A 14,625-nucleotide genomic window follows, 5' to 3' on the forward strand; every position below is an offset into this window, starting at 1 on the left:
CTCACGCCACCGTCTCCGGCACCGGCGCCCCGGCCGCAGCATGCTTGGGCGGCTTCGCCGTCACCAGGAGTCCCGCGACCAAGCCCCCCAGCAGCATGATCCCCGCCGCGCACCAGATGGCCACCGTGTAGCCGTGGACGACCGCCTCCTTGGCGATCAGGGCCCGCTGGGCCGGGTTGTGGAGGTGGGCGGTGATGTAGGTCGCGCTGCTGGTCGTGGCGATCGTGTTGAGGAGGGCCGTGCCGATCGAACCGCCCACCTGCTGCGAGGTGTTGACCGTCGCCGAGGTCACTCCGGAGTCCTGCGGGGCCACCCCTGCCGTCGCCGTCGCGAAGACCGGCATGAAGGTGAGGCCCATGCCGAGGCCCATCAGGAGCAGGGCGGGCAGGATCTCGGTCGCGTAGGACGAGTCGACCGTCATCTGCGTGAGGATCAGCATGCCGCCCGCGGCGAGGACCATGCCCGGGACCATGAGGAAGCGCGGCGGGACGCGGTTCATGAGGCGCGCGGAGATCTGCGTCGAGCCGGTGATGATCGCCGCGGTGAGGGGCAGGAAGGCGAGCCCCGTCTTCACCGGCGAGTACGCCAGGACCACCTGCAGGTAGTAGGTCATGAACAGGAACAGGCCGAACATCCCGATCGTGGCGAGCGCCATCGTCAGGAAACACCCCGCGCGGTTGCGGTCCTTGACGATGTGGAGCGGGAGCAGCGGCATGCGCGCCCGCGTCTGCCACCACACGAAGACCGCGAGGAGTACGACACCCCCGCCGAGCAGCGCCAGCACCAGCGGGTCGCTCCACCCGCGCGGCTCGGCCTCGCTGAAGCCGTACACGATCGCGACCAGCCCGCCGCACCCCAGCAGCACACCCGGCACATCGAGGCGCGCGCCCTCGTGACCGGGCCGGTCGTGCAGCAGCGCGAACGCGCCGACGACCGCGACGACCGCGATCGGGATGTTGACGTACAGGCACCAGCGCCAGTCGAGGTACTCCGTGAGCAGACCGCCGACGATGAAGCCGATCGCCGAACCGCTGCCGGCCAGCGCGCCGTAGATGCCGAAGGCCTTCCCGCGCTCCTTGGGGTCGGTGAAGGTCGTGGTCAGCAGGGACAGCGCGGAGGGCGCGAGCACGGCGGCGAAGACACCCTGCAGCGCGCGGGCGCCGAAGAGCATCCCCGGGCCCGTGGCCGCACCGCCGAGTGCGGAGGCGGCGGCGAAGCCGATCAGCCCGAAGATGAACGTCCGCTTGCGGCCCACCAGGTCGGCGATACGACCGCCGAGCAGCAGCAGCCCGCCGAAGGCGAGCGTGTAGGCGGTGATCACCCACTGCCGGTTCCCGTCGGACATCCCCAGGTCGCTCTGCGCGGACGGCAGCGCGATGTTCACGATCGTCGCGTCCAGGACGACCATGAGCTGCGCGAGCGCGATGACCACCAGGCCCCACCAACGGCGGGGATCGGCGTCTGTCGGGGTGACGCTCACCCGGTCGGAAGACCATGCATCGGTACGTATCGCATCTGGGAGCGACTTGCGGCCACCTTGGCTCGTCATGGCTCCAGCACCACCTTTCCGGTCGTTCCGCGCGTCTCCAGCGCGCGGTGCGCGGCCGCCGCCTCGGCCAGCGGGAATCGCTGCACGGCCGGGGCCAGCCGGCCCGCGGCGGCCTCGGCGAGGGCGCGCAGTTCCAGGGTTCGTACGGGATCGGGGCCGCCGGCCTTCCGCATCATCACGGGGCCCAGGACCTGCTCCGACACGCCGTCGACGAGATGCGGCCGGCCGCCGCCGATCCCCTCGGCGGACCAGCCGAAGACGATGTGTTTGCCGCCGGGCCCGAGCAGGCCGACGGCCACGCGGGCGGCCTCCCCGCCCACACCGTCGAAGACGACGGTCGCGGGCCGCCCGCCGAGGAAGGCCCGGACCTTGCCCGGCCATTCGGGATCCTTGTAGTCGACGGCGAGATCGGCGCCGTTCGCCGCCACCCGGGCCGTCTTCTCCGGCCCGCCGGCGAGACCGACGACGACGGCCCCGGAGTTCTTCGCGTACTGCACGAGCAGCGTCCCGATGCCGCCCGCGGCCGCGGGGATCACGGCCACGGCACCGGGGCCGAGCTCGGCGAACTGCACGATCCCCATCGCCGTACGCCCCGTCCCGATCATCGCGACCGCGGCGGCGAAGTCGAGGTTCTCCGGGATCTCGTGCACCCGCTCGACATCGGTGACGGCCAGCTCGGCGTACCCGCCCGGCGCGAACCCGAGGTGCGCGACCACGCGCTTGCCGAGCCACAGCGCGGCGACCCCGTCCCCGAGCGACTCGACGACACCGGCGACCTCACGGCCGGGGATCGTCGGCAGCACGACCGGCGCGGGCAACGGCCCCTGCTCGCCCTCGCGGAGAGCGGTGTCCAGCAGGTGTACGCCGGCGGCTTCGACGGCGATACGGACCTGGCCGGGGCCCGGCGCCGGGTCGTCGACCTCCTCGTAACGCAGGTTCTCGGCCGGACCGAAGATGTGCAGGCGGATGGCGTGCATGGCGGATCCCCCATGTCAGGAAGTCAGGCGCTGTCAGGAAGTCGGTTGCCGTCAGGAAGGTGGGTGCCGTCAGGACGACAGGGCATTCAGGAGACCCACCCTTCAACCTCAAGCGCGCTTCAGGTCAAGCTGCCGTCGGCCGAGCGCCAGCGACACCGCGGCGAGGGCGCTGTTGAAGGAGACCTCGGAGAGCACGCCGGGAGCGGCGACCTGGTCGCCGGCCAGGTAGACACCGTCGCCGCGGTCGACGGCCGGCCGGTCACGCCAGCTGGTACCGGGGAGGTCGACGGCGCCGGTACGGCCGTTCGCGAGGGCCTCGCGCCGCCAGGTGACGCGCTCGCGCCAGCCGTCGAAGGCGAGGTCGAGGAGGTGCTCGGCGCGGGCGAGGCCGCCGGCCTTGGTCTCGCCCGGGGCGATGGGGATCTGCCCCTGGATCAGCTGCTCACCGGCGGGGGCGAGCGACCGGTCCTGGGCGGTGAACCGCTCGATCCAGCCGGGCGAGTCGAGGTCGGAGACGGCGAAGGCGTCACCGCGACGGGTGCGCACGGCGAGGTCGACGAGGACGGTACGCCCGCCGGTCCAGGTCAGCGAGTCGTCCCGCAGCAGCCGCCGGGCGGCGTCGAGCGAGGTGGCGACGACGACGGGGGTGTCGGTGGGGAGGACGTCGACGCGGGACAGGGTCTCCATCCGCACGCCCAGATTCCAGGCCCGCGCTGCCATGCGGTCGACGAGGCTCGCCCAGCCGCCGCGCGGGTAGTGGGCCTCGGGCGGGAGCTTGGTGGCACGGCGCAGGCGTTCCTGCACGAAGGCGGCGGAGAGGGCGCCGGGGTCGTGGTGGAAGAGGGCGACGGCGGAGTAGTTGGCGGCGGCACGCGCGCCCTCCTCGCCCGCGATGCCGGTCGCCCAGGACAGGAAGTCGAGGTCGACGGGGGCTTGCGGCAGTCCGGGCCGGAGCAGTTTCAGCATGGCGAAGGGCGGGGTACGGCGGAGCACGCCGTGGTGCCGCAGCCGCAGCCGGGCGGCCTCCAGGGGCGGGATCGGGGCGAGCGGCGGGATGAGATCCCGCTGCTTGAGCCAGGTCCAGTGCGCGCCGCCGCGGTAGAGGGCGTGCGGACCGTCGTTCGTCCGGTAGGGCCCCTCGGCGGTCCGCGCCCGCCCGCCGAGGGTGTGGTGGGCCTCGTACACGGTCACCTTGACGCCCGCCTCGGCGGCGGTGATCGCCGCGGTGAGCCCGGCGAATCCGCCGCCGATGACGGTGATGCGGTGCATGACTGACGTCTCCCTCGAAGGCTCGATGTCTGGTCGCCTGTGCATGCATAGGACGGATCGGGCGGCCGGAATGTGACATGAGGGGAGCGGGCCGGGCCGGGGCGGGGGTGTTTTCGCTGGTCAGGCGGATTGTCAGTGGTGGGGTGCAGGATGGGAGGCGTGGTGGGGCGAGCGGGAGATGTGATCGGTCGTGGTGCGGTGAGTGGGAGGTGCGGTGGGACGGGCTGTGGGTTCGAGTGGTGCCAGTGGTGTGAGTAGTGCAGGTGGCGCGCGTGGGGGCGCGGGCCGCGGCAGGGATTCCGGTGGTGGTCCGGGCGGTCCCGGTCGTACGGTGGTGAAGGCGGCCCAGCGGCCGGAGGTGCGGTTGCCTCCGCTGGAGCCCTTCCGGGGCGGGGAGTTGGAGCCGGACGGCGACTACGACGGGCTGGAGTTCCGGGAGTTCGACTTCGCCGGGCAGGACGGCGGGGGCGCCCGGTTCATGGACTGCGCGCTGACGGGGTGCGCGGTGGACGAGACACGGCTGCGGCACGTCCGCGTCCTGGACTCGGTCCTGACGGGACTGCGGGGCGTCGGCACGGATCTGGCGGACGCCACGCTGCGGGACGTCGAGGTGGTCGACGCCCGGCTGGGCGGGGTGCAGGCGCACGGTGCCGTGCTGGAGCGGGTGGTCGTGCGGGGCGGCAAGATCGACTACCTGAACCTGCGCACGGCCCGCCTCAGAGACGTCGTCTTCGAGGGCTGCGTGCTGGTGGAGCCGGACTTCGGGGGCGCGAAGCTGGAGCGGGTGCGGTTCATGGACTGCGTGCTGAAGGGCGCCGACCTCACGGCGGCGACCCTGAAGGACGTGGACCTGCGGGACGCGGCCGAGCTGGGCATCGCACGGGGCGTGGACCGGCTGGCGGGGGCGGTGATCAGTCCCGTGCAACTGATGGATCTGGCGCCGGTACTGGCGGCGGAGATGGGGATTCGGGTGGAGGGATGACGGGTGGGGACCTTTTACGGGAACGTCCTGGTGGCACGGCCACTGGACGAGGTGGTGACGCTGCTCGCGGCCGCGGGCGGGCCGGAGGGGGATGCGGGCGAGCAGGGCGGGCCTGAGCGGGGCGAGCTGAGCAGGCCGGGCGGGACGGGTAGGTCCGCCGGGGCAGACAGATCCTCTGCGGCGGACAGGTCCGCTGCGGCGGCCGACAGCGCGGTACGGGGGTACGCGCTGCCGGTCGGTCCCGGCCACACGGTGATCTATCCGGACCCGGAGACGGACGCGACGGCACTGGCGGGCCCGCTGAGCCGCCTGCTGGAGGCGCCCGCGCTGGGCACGTACGTCTACGACTCGGACGTACTGCTGATGACGGTGTACGCGGAGGGTGAGCCGACGCACCACTACGACTCGTGTCCCGGGTACTTCGACGAGGCGGAGACCGATACGGACGGCAACCCGGGCGGCAACTCCGGCGGACCCGAGGACTGGGCGCCCCCGGTCCCGGTCGGCGCCGACCCGGACGCCTTCGTGCCGCTCGCCTTCGGCCCGGTGGACCGGCCGGCGTTGCGGGCGGTCCTGCTGGGCATACCGCTGGACCCGGGGGACGGCGAGGACGGCCGCTACGTGTTCGCCAACACCCAGCACTACGACGCGATGACGTGCCTGGGCCTGAACGCGTGCCGGCTCAGCACGGGGTACCACTACCTGTCGCTCGGGGGCCTCCCGCACGAGACGTCGGCGGAGGAACTGGTGCTGCTGGGCGGGCGGATGTGGCCGGCGGAGGAGTCGGCGGGGCGGGGGTAGGTGCGGCGGGGTAGGCGGGGTCAGGGCAAGTGCAGCGGGGGCAAGCGCGGCGGGGAGCAAGTGCGGCGGGGAGCAAGTGCGGCGGGGTGCAAGCGCGGGGCCTTCGTCCGGTGACTCAGCGATGTCTCGGTCGTGACTCACACGCCGAAGGCCCCACCACTCAGGGCGAGTTGAGTAGTCGTACTCAGGCCCGGTGATCTGCGGGCCGCGAGGATCGGTGATGCCGGCGCGGACGAGAGCGTCGGCTCCACCAGGCCGCCCCGGCCGGGCCCGTCGGCCCGTCGCATGGCTGAGGCAGCCGCCCGATCCCATACGGAGAGTCCGCCATGTCGTCCCGTCGCCGCATCGCCGCCCTGTCTGTCGCCGCCGGTGTCGTCGTCCTCGGCGGGGCCGGAGCCTTCGCCTTCGCCCAGGCCGGTGAGCAGGACCCGACCCTCGCGCACAGCACCGCCCGCTACACCGCGCCCGCCGGTGACCACGACGGTTCGCTGGTCTTCACCACCGACGTCACGGCGTCCTCGGGAGTGAAGAGCCTGAAGGTGCTGGCGTGGCCGGCCGGCTCCGAGATCGGCAAGGACGTGACCGCCAAGGAGATGGCCGAGGTGGAGTCCGCCACCTGCAAGCCCGCCGCCGACGACACCGCGCGCTGCACCTACACCGCCCCGGTCACGGCCACGGACGCCGCCGCGTCCCCGCACGGCACCTGGCACATCGCGGTTCTCGCCACGGCGAAGAACGGGACGAAGACCCTGGACAACAAGGCGGCGGACTTCAAGATCGGCTAGGGCCTGTCATCGAGATCGGCTGGAGCCTGTCATCGAGGTCGGCCAGGGCTAGGAAACCCTCGGGAAGCGGGCCTGGAGGGTCCAGATCGCCGGGTTCTCGGCGAGGTCCTCGTGCATGTCGGTCAGGTCGGCGAGCAGGTCGTGCAGGAAGTCCCGTGCCTCGCGGCGGAGTTCGGCGTGGGCGAAGGTCAGCGGGGGTTCCTCGGCCGGCATCCAGTCCGCCTCGATGTCGACCCAGCCGAAGCGGCGCTCGAAGAGCATGCGGTCGGTGGACTCGGTGAAGTCGAGCTCGGCGTGCTGCGGCCGGGCGGCCCGGGACCCCGCCGGGTCGCGGTCGATCCGCTCCACGATGTCGCACAGCGCCCACGCGAAGTCGAGCACCGGCACCCATCCCCAGGCTGTGGACAGTTCCCGGTCCGCCTTGGTGTCGGCGAGGTAGACGTCCCCGCAGAACAGGTCGTGGCGCAGGGCGTGGACGTCCGCGCGGCGGTAGTCCGTCTGCGGCGGGTCCGGGAAGCGGTTGGAGAGGGCGTAGCCGATGTCGAGCACGTACGAGATGGTGTCACGCCGCCCTAGGATCACTGGCGTGTCCCGTTCTGCGCCGGTTGTCCCCACCGCCCTCCTCGCCCTCGTCCTCGCCGCATGCTCGGCCGGGGTGAACGGCACACCCGGAGGCTCCGGCGTCCACGACCCGTACTTCCCGAAGGCCGGCAACGGCGGTTACGACGTCACGCACTACGACCTCAAGCTCGCGTACATCCCCGGCGACGACTCCGCGGGTCACCTCACCGGCACTGCCACCCTCACCGCCCGCGCCACCAAGGACCTCACCGCCTTCGACCTCGACCTCAAGGGTCTGGACGTCGAGGACGTCACGGTCGAGGGCAAGCGCGCCCGCTGGAACCGCGCCGGCCAGGAACTGACGATCCGCCCCCACGACGACCTCACCGACACCGAGACCTTCCGCGTCACCGTCCGCTACTCCGGCACCCCGCAGACCCTCACCGACGCCGACGGCTCCCACGAGGGCTGGCTGTCGACGGCGGACGGCGCGCTGGCGCTGGGCGAACCGGTCGGCTCGATGACGTGGTTCCCGTCCAACAACCACCCCTCCGACAAGGCGACGTACGACATCGAGGTCACCGTGCCGAAGGGCCTCCAGGCGGTCTCCAACGGCGAGTTGACGAGCGAGACGGCGACGACCGGCGGCCGTACGACCTACTCCTGGCACACGGCGGAACCCATGGCGACCTATCTCGCCACCGTCGCCGTGGGCCATTACGACATCACCCGCTACACGATCGGCAAGAACCGCCTCCCCGCGTACGTCGCCGTCGACCCGACCGAGGCGAAGGCGAGCCGGAAGGTGCTCGCGAAGCTGCCCGAGATCATGGAGTGGGAGGAGTACAACTTCGGCCCGTACCCCTTCTCCTCCACGGGCGCAATCGTCGACCGGGGAGAGGACGCCGAGTACGCCCTCGAAACCCAGAACCGCCCGGTCTTCCCCGGCGCCCCCGACACCGAGACCCTCGTCCACGAGCTCGCGCACCAGTGGTACGGCGACTCGGTCACGCCGAAGACCTGGCGGGACATGTGGCTGAACGAGGGCTTCGCGACGTACGCGGAGTGGCTGTGGGACGAGGACCACGGCGGCGACACCGCGCAGCAGACCTTCGACGCGCTCTACAAGGGCGACTACTACGACGACCCCGCCGACAACAAGGCGATCTGGGCCTTCCCGCCGGCCCGCCCGAGCAGCGCGGCACACATCTCCGACAGCCCGGTCTACGACCGAGGTGCGATGGTCCTCCACAAGATCCGCGAGACGGTCGGCGACGACACGTTCTACGACATCATCCAGGGCTGGGCGGCAACTCACCGCCACGGCAACGCGGACACCGCCGACTTCACGGCGTACGTGGAGAAGAAGGCCCCGGACAAGGACTTCGAGGAGATCTGGAAGGACTGGCTGTACGGGGACGGCAGGCCGGAACACCCCTGACCGCCGATTTGACCGCCGATTTGACCGCCTATTGTCCGAGATCGGCACGCATGGCGGCGCGGGCGGCCCAGACGGCCTTCCCGTGCTTGAGCCGCTGCTCCTCGAACTCCCTTGACCCGAGGGGAGGTTCACCGGCGGCGAAGACCTCCTGCAACTCCCGCAGGGTGGCGTAGACGTCCTCCAGCACATCCGACAGCTCCTGCGGCGCACAGATCAGCGCGGACTCCCTGACCTCGTCACACCCCGACTCCCGGAACGCCTCCCGCACGGCGGCGTCCAACGTGTCCCGACCCCGGTGGGTGACGGCGGCGGCGTGCATGGCCTCGTAAGCCAGCCGATACCTGGTCAGGCAGCCGACATATATCTCCCGCCGTTCCTGCCGATTCCGCTCACTCAGGTCCCGCCGCCACCGCGCCCGGTCGGCGACCAGGGTCGAGCCGACACCGATCAGCGCGCCGAGCCCGGTGCCGGCCAAGGTCGTCCAGTCCACGGCTGCATATTGCCTGCTTGCCGGGCGGTTCAGCCGACCGGGGTACGCAGTTCCTTGCGCAGCACCGAGCACGGCCGACCGAGTCCGCGATCGCGCCGGTGGTCGATGACCTCGTAACCGAGGGCGGTCCAGAAGGCGAGCCCCTTGGGGTTGTTGTCGAGGACGGCCAACCGCACGGCGCCGCGCCCTGCCGCGTGGAAGCGTTCCTCGACCGCACCTGCGATCCGCCGCCCGAACCCCTTCCCCTGCGCCCCCGCGTCCACCATCAACAACCCGATCCACGGATCGGGGTCGGCCGGGTCGGGATGCCGGGCCAGCGTGATCGCGATCCCCACCACCCGCCCCTCGCTCCGCGCCAGCAGCACCTCCACGTCCGGATTCACGAACTCGTCCGCCAGCGCCGCCGCGACCTGCTCCGGGCGGATGTCGTACGGGTCCGGGAAGTCGCCGCTGATGGCGTGGAACTCGTGGTTGGAGGCGTAGAGGGCGGTGAGTTCGGTGAGCAACTCGCCCGGGAGGGCGCCGTCCGTCGGCCTGAGCTGTTCGAGAAGCATGGCGGGACCCTATCCGCCGGGGTGAGGGAGGCCAGGTCCGCTGGGTAGATTTCCCCGGGACGCAACCACATCTGGGGACGGAAACCGATGACCACGCAGCCACCGCCGTACGGCAGCCAGCCGCCGTACGGCAGTCAGCCGCCGTACGGCAGTCAGCCGCCGTACGGCCAACAGCCGCCACCGATGCCGATGGCACCGCCCCCACCGCCGCCCACGACGGCCCCGCAGGGCTTCGGCCCGCCGCCACCCCAGTACGCCTACGCCCCACCCCAACAACCGTCGGCAGGCCCGGAGTTCATGGCGGTGGACGCCCACAACTCGATCGTCGTGGACGTGGAAGGCGTGGCGTTCGAGGACCACGGCGCGTCGGTCGACTTCCCCTGGCCGGAGATCCGCAGCGTCCACTACAAGGCGAGCCCGAACGGCAAGTCCCTGATGATGGCGGTGGTCCTCCCGGACGGCCGCTTCTACGAGTGCGTGGTGGAGGCGAAGCCGAGGGCACAACTGGGGGAGTGGTTCGGGCAGTTGGCGGGGGTGCTGGGGTACTACCGGCCGATGGGCTGACCACCCCCGCCCCGTGGCGTCAACCGAACGTGAGCTTGTTCGTACCCCATTCCGAGGCCGCGGCGACGACGGCCGTCGCCGTTGACATCCGGGCCCCGCTGATGCGCTCGCGTTCGCGGCGCAGGTAGCCGTGGGTTTCGAGTTCGCGCAGGGCGGCGGCGATACGGGCCGTGCCCTCGGGGAAGCGGGCGGCGAGGGTCTTGATGTCGACGCGGGCTCGCGCGGGGAGGGACTGGATGTGGACGGCCAGTCCGATGGCGAGGCCCGAGAGCGACGGGTGTTGGGCGAGGTGGTTGCCGATCACCGTGAAGCGGGTGGTGTGGCGGGTGTTCTCGTGGATGAGACCGCCCGCGTGAGGGTGGTTTTCGCCCGGGATACGGGACTGGGCGGGCGCGGGCGCGCTAGGGTTTTGGGTGTCCATCGGGAAGCTGCTTCTTCCTTGGTGGTCAGGCCCTCGCATTGGGATTGCCGTCCCGGCGGGGGCCGTTGCATGTGTGCGGTTGTGTTGCGCCGACTGTAGGGCAGGCAACCAGCCCGAAATCCAGCTGAGTTGGTGATGTTCACTCGCGTGGGTGAGTGCCGTGCACCGGCCTGACCAGCGGATCGGCGGACCGGCGGAGGGAGGGGGTGGGCTTGGTTGGGGTCCTTTCAACCATTCGTTCCTTGGGAAAGACCGCCCGTCCCACCGCAGCACGGCTCCACCGGAGCACGCTCCGCCGTACTCCGGTCGAGTCGGACCTCGGCCCACACGGTCTTGCGCGGCGGTGCGCCAAATCCGACCCCCCACTTGTCGGCGAGCGCGTCCACGAGCAGCAGTCCGCGCCCCGACTCGGCGTCGGCGGAAGGGGGTTGGGTGCAGGGCACACGGTCACCCCGCGTATCCGTCACCTCGATACGCAGGGTGTCCCCGACGACGTACAGCAACAGCCGGAAATCCCGCCCCGGCACCCGGCCATGCGTGGCCGCATTCGCCGCCAGCTCGGCGACGATGTGCGCCGCCGGGTCCAACGGCACGTCCCACGCCCGTAGTTGCTCGGTCGCGAGCAGGCGGGCGAGGCGGGCACCGCGTGGCGTGGGGGCGAACTGCGCGCTGAAGTTGCGTACAGGGACGGCGATTTCTTGATTCACGTCACTCAGCGTGGCGACGTACGCCTACCGTGAACAGTGACGGCGCCGTTGCGTACGGTCACTGTCCGGACGTTGTCCGGTGGTGTCGAGCCGGTCCGGAGCAGCCGTACGGGTAGGGCCGTCGTGATGCGTTGGTACGGCGGAGGGGTGCGGGATGTCGGTGGAGGCGGACGCGGTACGGCTCAGGACCGAGGCGGACGAGCCGGGTTGGGAGGTGGACCCGGACGACGAGTGGGGCGTCGCGGTGATCGCGACGGTGGGACGGCAGTTGAAGCTGCGCCGGGAGGCGGCGGGGATGCGGGCGCCGGAGTTCGGGGCGGCGGTCGGGTACGGCGAGGACATGGTCTACAAAATCGAGGGCGGGAAGCGGATCCCTCGGCAGGAGTATCTGGACAAGGCCGACGAGGTGTTGGGGGCCGGTGGGCTCATCTCGGCGATGTGGGAGGACGTGAAGAAGGTCCGGTATCCGAAGAAGGTGCGGGACCTGGCGCAGTTGGAGGCGAAAGCCGTCGAGATCGGGCTGTACGTGTGCAGCAGCATCCCTGGCCTGTTGCAGACACCCGAGCACGCGCGGGCCCTTCTGGAGTCGTGGACGCCCGCCTATTCGCCCGAGGATCTGGAACGCCGGGTTGCCGCACGCATGGCCCGGCAGTCCATCTATGAACGTTCGCCTGCTCCTGCCCTCGGGTTCGTCCTGGAAGAGGCAACGCTGCACCGAAGGGTTGGAGGCACAATGGTGCGGCGACAGCAGTTCGAACGCCTGCTGGAGGTGGGGAGGTTGCCCAACGTCATGCTTCAGGTGATGCCGTTGGACAGCACAGCGCACCCTGGCATGAGCGGGCGGATCGAGTTGCTGAAGTTCGAGGACGGCACGGCTGTCGGACGCTCCGACGGCGCCTTCAACGGCCGACCGGTCTCGGACTTGAGGGAGCTCCGCATCCTTGAGCTGCGGTATGGAACCATCCGGGCCCAGGCTCTTCGGCCAGAGGAGTCACTGGCCCTCGTCGAACGACTGCTGGGAGAAACATGATCCGCAAGTCCATCGCCGGTGACGCCTCCGAGCTGGCGTGGTTCAAGAGCAGCTACAGCGACGGCCCCGACGGCGACTCCTGCGTCGAGATCGCGATAGCCCCCCGCACGATCCACATCCGCGACTCCAAGCACCCCGAGGCCGGCCCCCGCCTCGCCGTCACCCCCGCCGCCTGGACGGCTTTCCTTCCGTATACCTCCGCGCACTGACCGAACGCCGGAGCCCCCGGCCGGTAAGACCGAGGGCTCCCGCTCTGCTCAGCGCAGCGTCCGTCAGACGTTCACGCCGAAGTCCTGGGCGATGCCCACCAGGCCCGACGCGTAGCCCTGGCCGACCGCGCGGAACTTCCACTCCGCGCCGTTGCGGTAGAGCTCGCCGAAGACCATCGCCGTTTCCGTCGCCGCGTCCTCGGAGAGGTCGTAGCGGGCGATCTCCGCGCCGCCCGCCTGGTTGACGATGCGGATGTAGGCGTTGCGGACCTGGCCGAAGTTCTGCGAGCGGTTCTCCGCGTCGTAGATCGAGACCGGGAAGACGATCTTGTCGATGTCGGCCGGGAGGGCCGCCAGGTTGACGTTGATCGCCTCGTCGTCGCCCGCGCCCTCGCCCGTGCGGTTGTCGCCGGTGTGGACGATCGAGTTGTCCGGGGTGTTCTTGTTGTTGAAGAAGACGAAGTGGGCGTCCGAGTAGACCTTGCCCTGCGTGTTCACCGCGATCGCGGAGGCGTCGAGGTCGAAGTCCGTGCCGGTGGTGGTGCGGACGTCCCAGCCGAGGCCCACGGTGACGGCGGTCAGGCCCGGAGCCTCCTTGGTGAGCGAGACGTTGCCACCCTTGGACAGGCTTACAGCCATGGTTGGGAGTCCTTTCCCTCGTTGCGTGCGGCGGTGCCGCGTACGGGCTTGAAGCTACAGCTACCCGTATGAACGCCACGAGGGGTATCGAAGGTTCCAGCTCTCTTTACTTTCTTTACCGAACGGGAGGTGAACCTTATTCGCGTGACGTGTGCCGGTCAGGCACGTCACCATGGACGGCATGTCCGGTCCCTACCTCATCCGCGGCTCCGTCTCCCTGCCCGAGGCCGAGCTCATGTGGCGTTTCTCGCGGTCTTCGGGGCCTGGCGGGCAGCACGTCAACACCAGCGACTCCCAGGTGGAGCTCCGCTTCGACCTGGCCAAGACCGAGGCGCTGCCCGAGGTGTGGAAGGCCCGGGCACTGGAGCGGCTGGCGGGGCGACTCGTCGACGGCGTCGTCGTCGTACGGGCGTCCGAGCACCGGTCCCAGTGGCGCAACCGCGAGACCGCCGCCGTACGCCTCGCGGCGCTGCTCGCCGAGGCCACCGCGCCGCCGCCCAAGCCGCGCCGACCCACCCGGATCCCGCGCGGAATCAACGAGCGGCGCCTGCGGGAGAAGAAGCAGCGCTCCGACACCAAGCGGGGCCGGTCCGGACGGGACTGGTCCTAGGCGGCCTTTGTCACATTGCCGGTGCCTGTTCCGTCATGTCAGTGCGGAGTGAGAAGCGACAACTGACAACTGACATGACGGATCCGGGCGCGGGGAGCTGTGACGATGGATGAGAATGAGAATGCGTTTCCCGGTCGAGAACGATCGGGTCGAGAAGCGGCGGAAAAAGAATTCCTTGCTCGGCGATTTGAATCCCATCGGGGTCATCTGCGGGCCGTCGCCTACCGAATGCTCGGTTCCGCCGCCGAGGCCGACGACGCCGTGCAGGAGGCGTGGTTCCGGCTGAGCCGGAGTGACATGCAAGGGGTGGAGAACCTCGGCGGGTGGCTCACGACCGTCGTCGGGCGGGTCTGTCTGGACATGCTCCGGTCCCGGAAGTCGCGCGCGGAGCTGCCGCTGGAGCCGTTGGAGACGACGCACGCGCGCGTGGCGGGCGCGGACACTTCCGGCGCCGATCCCGAGCAGGACGCGCTGCTCGCCGACTCGGTGGGCGTCGCGCTGCTCGTCGTACTGGAGACTCTGTCGCCCCCGGAGCGGCTCGCGTTCGTGCTGCACGATCTGTTCGCGGTGCCGTACGAGGAGGTCGGGGACATCGTGGGGCGCAGTCCGGTGGCGGCGCGGCAGTTGGCCAGCCGGGCGCGGCGGCGGGTGCAGGGGGCCGAGGTGCACGATGCCGATCTGGTGCGGCAGCGGGAGGTCGTGGACGCCTTCTTGGCCGCCGCGCGGGAGGGCGACTTCGACGCCCTGGTCGAGCTGCTGGACCCGGATGTGGTCGCCCGTACCGAGGTCGGCGTGACCACGGGCGCGGCCGCGGTCGCCAAGGGAGCGTCGAGTTTCCGCCACTTCGCGGCGGTGGCACGCCCCGCCCTGATCGACGGCCACACCGGACTCGCCGTCTTCATCGACGGCCGGCTGGACCGCACGCTGACCTTCACGTTCGTACGGGATCGCATCGCCGTCATCGACATCGTCACGGACGCCGGGCGGGTCGCCGGGCTCGACGTCAGCATCGTCGGTTAGGGCCTGTCCTGCGACT

Annotated in this window: 17 protein-coding genes and 1 pseudogene; 9 read left to right on the forward strand and 9 right to left on the reverse strand. The window is 70.7% G+C overall.

What is annotated here, in order from left to right:
* Position 1: 1 nt before the first annotated feature.
* The 3 genes from ABZ848_RS22005 to ABZ848_RS22015 all read right to left on the reverse strand — a co-directional run bounded on the left by ABZ848_RS22005 (position 2) and on the right by ABZ848_RS22015 (position 3,795).
* Positions 2–1,432 (reverse strand): MFS transporter, encoded by a 1,431-nt coding sequence (locus ABZ848_RS22005; protein ID WP_360834721.1) that lies wholly within the window; start codon positions 1,430–1,432, stop codon positions 2–4.
* 113 nt (positions 1,433–1,545) lie between these two features.
* Positions 1,546–2,526, reverse strand: a complete 981-nt coding sequence (locus tag ABZ848_RS22010) for a zinc-binding dehydrogenase (protein WP_360834245.1) — start codon at positions 2,524–2,526, stop codon at positions 1,546–1,548.
* 108 nt (positions 2,527–2,634) lie between these two features.
* The gene (locus tag ABZ848_RS22015) at positions 2,635–3,795 is read right to left on the reverse strand and encodes an NAD(P)-binding protein (protein ID WP_360834247.1); all 1,161 of its coding nucleotides are present in this window, start codon (positions 3,793–3,795) and stop codon (positions 2,635–2,637) included.
* A 331-nt stretch (positions 3,796–4,126) separates the two neighbouring features.
* On the opposite strand from ABZ848_RS22015, the gene ABZ848_RS22020 reads away from it, so the two are divergent.
* The 3 genes from ABZ848_RS22020 to ABZ848_RS22030 all read left to right on the forward strand — a co-directional run bounded on the left by ABZ848_RS22020 (position 4,127) and on the right by ABZ848_RS22030 (position 6,363).
* Entirely contained in the window at positions 4,127–4,777 is a 651-nt protein-coding gene (locus tag ABZ848_RS22020) for a pentapeptide repeat-containing protein (protein ID WP_360834723.1), read from the forward strand.
* 30 nt (positions 4,778–4,807) lie between these two features.
* The gene (locus ABZ848_RS22025) at positions 4,808–5,578 is read left to right on the forward strand and encodes a hypothetical protein (RefSeq protein ID WP_360834249.1); all 771 of its coding nucleotides are present in this window, start codon (positions 4,808–4,810) and stop codon (positions 5,576–5,578) included.
* A gap of 326 nt (positions 5,579–5,904) precedes the next feature.
* A complete protein-coding gene (locus ABZ848_RS22030) occupies positions 5,905–6,363 on the forward strand; it encodes a DUF5707 domain-containing protein (protein ID WP_360834251.1) in 459 nt (152 codons plus the stop codon).
* Positions 6,364–6,411: 48 nt separating this feature from the next.
* Here the strand turns inward: ABZ848_RS22030 and ABZ848_RS22035 are convergent, their stop codons facing one another.
* Positions 6,412–6,912, reverse strand: a complete 501-nt coding sequence (locus ABZ848_RS22035) for a hypothetical protein (RefSeq protein ID WP_360834253.1) — start codon at positions 6,910–6,912, stop codon at positions 6,412–6,414.
* A gap of 37 nt (positions 6,913–6,949) precedes the next feature.
* On the opposite strand from ABZ848_RS22035, the gene ABZ848_RS22040 reads away from it, so the two are divergent.
* Entirely contained in the window at positions 6,950–8,365 is a 1,416-nt protein-coding gene (locus ABZ848_RS22040; RefSeq protein ID WP_360834255.1) for a M1 family metallopeptidase, read from the forward strand.
* A gap of 28 nt (positions 8,366–8,393) precedes the next feature.
* Here ABZ848_RS22040 and ABZ848_RS22045 read toward each other — a convergent pair whose 3' ends face one another.
* Positions 8,394–8,855 (reverse strand): hypothetical protein, encoded by a 462-nt coding sequence (locus ABZ848_RS22045; protein WP_360834257.1) that lies wholly within the window; start codon positions 8,853–8,855, stop codon positions 8,394–8,396.
* 29 nt (positions 8,856–8,884) lie between these two features.
* Positions 8,885–9,409 carry a GNAT family N-acetyltransferase gene (locus tag ABZ848_RS22050; protein WP_360834259.1) on the reverse strand — a complete coding sequence of 175 codons (525 nt, stop codon included), beginning with the start codon at positions 9,407–9,409 and terminating at the stop codon, positions 8,885–8,887.
* Between the two features lie 87 nt (positions 9,410–9,496).
* Here ABZ848_RS22050 and ABZ848_RS22055 point away from each other — a divergent pair, with 87 nt between their 5' ends.
* On the forward strand, positions 9,497–9,973 hold the full coding sequence (locus ABZ848_RS22055) for a hypothetical protein (protein ID WP_360834261.1): 477 nt from the start codon (positions 9,497–9,499) through the stop codon (positions 9,971–9,973).
* Positions 9,974–10,046: 73 nt separating this feature from the next.
* Here ABZ848_RS22055 and ABZ848_RS22060 read toward each other — a convergent pair.
* Both ABZ848_RS22060 and ABZ848_RS22065 read right to left on the reverse strand, forming a co-directional pair.
* Positions 10,047–10,394, reverse strand: a pseudogene (locus ABZ848_RS22060) (helix-turn-helix domain-containing protein); the annotation flags it as partial.
* 227 nt (positions 10,395–10,621) lie between these two features.
* Positions 10,622–11,110 carry an ATP-binding protein gene (locus ABZ848_RS22065; protein WP_360834725.1) on the reverse strand — a complete coding sequence of 163 codons (489 nt, stop codon included), beginning with the start codon at positions 11,108–11,110 and terminating at the stop codon, positions 10,622–10,624.
* 145 nt (positions 11,111–11,255) lie between these two features.
* Between ABZ848_RS22065 and ABZ848_RS22070 the strand changes: the two genes are divergently transcribed.
* Together ABZ848_RS22070 and ABZ848_RS22075 are read left to right on the forward strand one after the other, a co-directional pair.
* Positions 11,256–12,131: a helix-turn-helix transcriptional regulator gene (locus ABZ848_RS22070; RefSeq protein WP_360834263.1), complete on the forward strand. Its 876-nt coding sequence runs from the start codon at positions 11,256–11,258 to the stop codon at positions 12,129–12,131.
* Positions 12,128–12,340 (forward strand): DUF397 domain-containing protein, encoded by a 213-nt coding sequence (locus ABZ848_RS22075; protein WP_360834265.1) that lies wholly within the window; start codon positions 12,128–12,130, stop codon positions 12,338–12,340. The genes ABZ848_RS22070 and ABZ848_RS22075 overlap by 4 nt, the downstream gene beginning before the upstream one ends.
* A gap of 63 nt (positions 12,341–12,403) precedes the next feature.
* Here the strand turns inward: ABZ848_RS22075 and ABZ848_RS22080 are convergent, their stop codons facing one another.
* The gene (locus tag ABZ848_RS22080; RefSeq protein WP_046730960.1) at positions 12,404–12,979 is read right to left on the reverse strand and encodes a TerD family protein; all 576 of its coding nucleotides are present in this window, start codon (positions 12,977–12,979) and stop codon (positions 12,404–12,406) included.
* A 172-nt stretch (positions 12,980–13,151) separates the two neighbouring features.
* Between ABZ848_RS22080 and arfB the strand changes: the two genes are divergently transcribed.
* Positions 13,152–13,589: an alternative ribosome rescue aminoacyl-tRNA hydrolase ArfB gene (arfB, locus tag ABZ848_RS22085; protein WP_360834267.1), complete on the forward strand. Its 438-nt coding sequence runs from the start codon at positions 13,152–13,154 to the stop codon at positions 13,587–13,589.
* 105 nt (positions 13,590–13,694) lie between these two features.
* Positions 13,695–14,609: a sigma-70 family RNA polymerase sigma factor gene (locus ABZ848_RS22090; RefSeq protein WP_360834269.1), complete on the forward strand. Its 915-nt coding sequence runs from the start codon at positions 13,695–13,697 to the stop codon at positions 14,607–14,609.
* Positions 14,610–14,625 lie beyond the last annotated feature (16 nt).

The organism is Streptomyces sp. NPDC047081, assembly GCF_040643775.1.
GTDB lineage: Bacteria > Actinomycetota > Actinomycetes > Streptomycetales > Streptomycetaceae > Streptomyces.

Coding starts and splice junctions, on each gene's coding strand:
- ABZ848_RS22030 (WP_360834251.1), top strand. CDS start 5,905: ATGTCGTCCCGTCGCCGCATCGCCGCCCTGTCTGTCGCCGCCGGTGTC.
- ABZ848_RS22055 (WP_360834261.1), top strand. CDS start 9,497: ATGACCACGCAGCCACCGCCGTACGGCAGCCAGCCGCCGTACGGCAGT.
- ABZ848_RS22050 (WP_360834259.1), bottom strand. CDS start 9,409: ATGCTTCTCGAACAGCTCAGGCCGACGGACGGCGCCCTCCCGGGCGAG.
- ABZ848_RS22070 (WP_360834263.1), top strand. CDS start 11,256: ATGTCGGTGGAGGCGGACGCGGTACGGCTCAGGACCGAGGCGGACGAG.
- ABZ848_RS22090 (WP_360834269.1), top strand. CDS start 13,695: ATGGATGAGAATGAGAATGCGTTTCCCGGTCGAGAACGATCGGGTCGA.
- ABZ848_RS22080 (WP_046730960.1), bottom strand. CDS start 12,979: ATGGCTGTAAGCCTGTCCAAGGGTGGCAACGTCTCGCTCACCAAGGAG.
- ABZ848_RS22075 (WP_360834265.1), top strand. CDS start 12,128: ATGATCCGCAAGTCCATCGCCGGTGACGCCTCCGAGCTGGCGTGGTTC.
- ABZ848_RS22010 (WP_360834245.1), bottom strand. CDS start 2,526: ATGCACGCCATCCGCCTGCACATCTTCGGTCCGGCCGAGAACCTGCGT.
- ABZ848_RS22015 (WP_360834247.1), bottom strand. CDS start 3,795: ATGCACCGCATCACCGTCATCGGCGGCGGATTCGCCGGGCTCACCGCG.
- arfB (WP_360834267.1), top strand. CDS start 13,152: ATGGACGGCATGTCCGGTCCCTACCTCATCCGCGGCTCCGTCTCCCTG.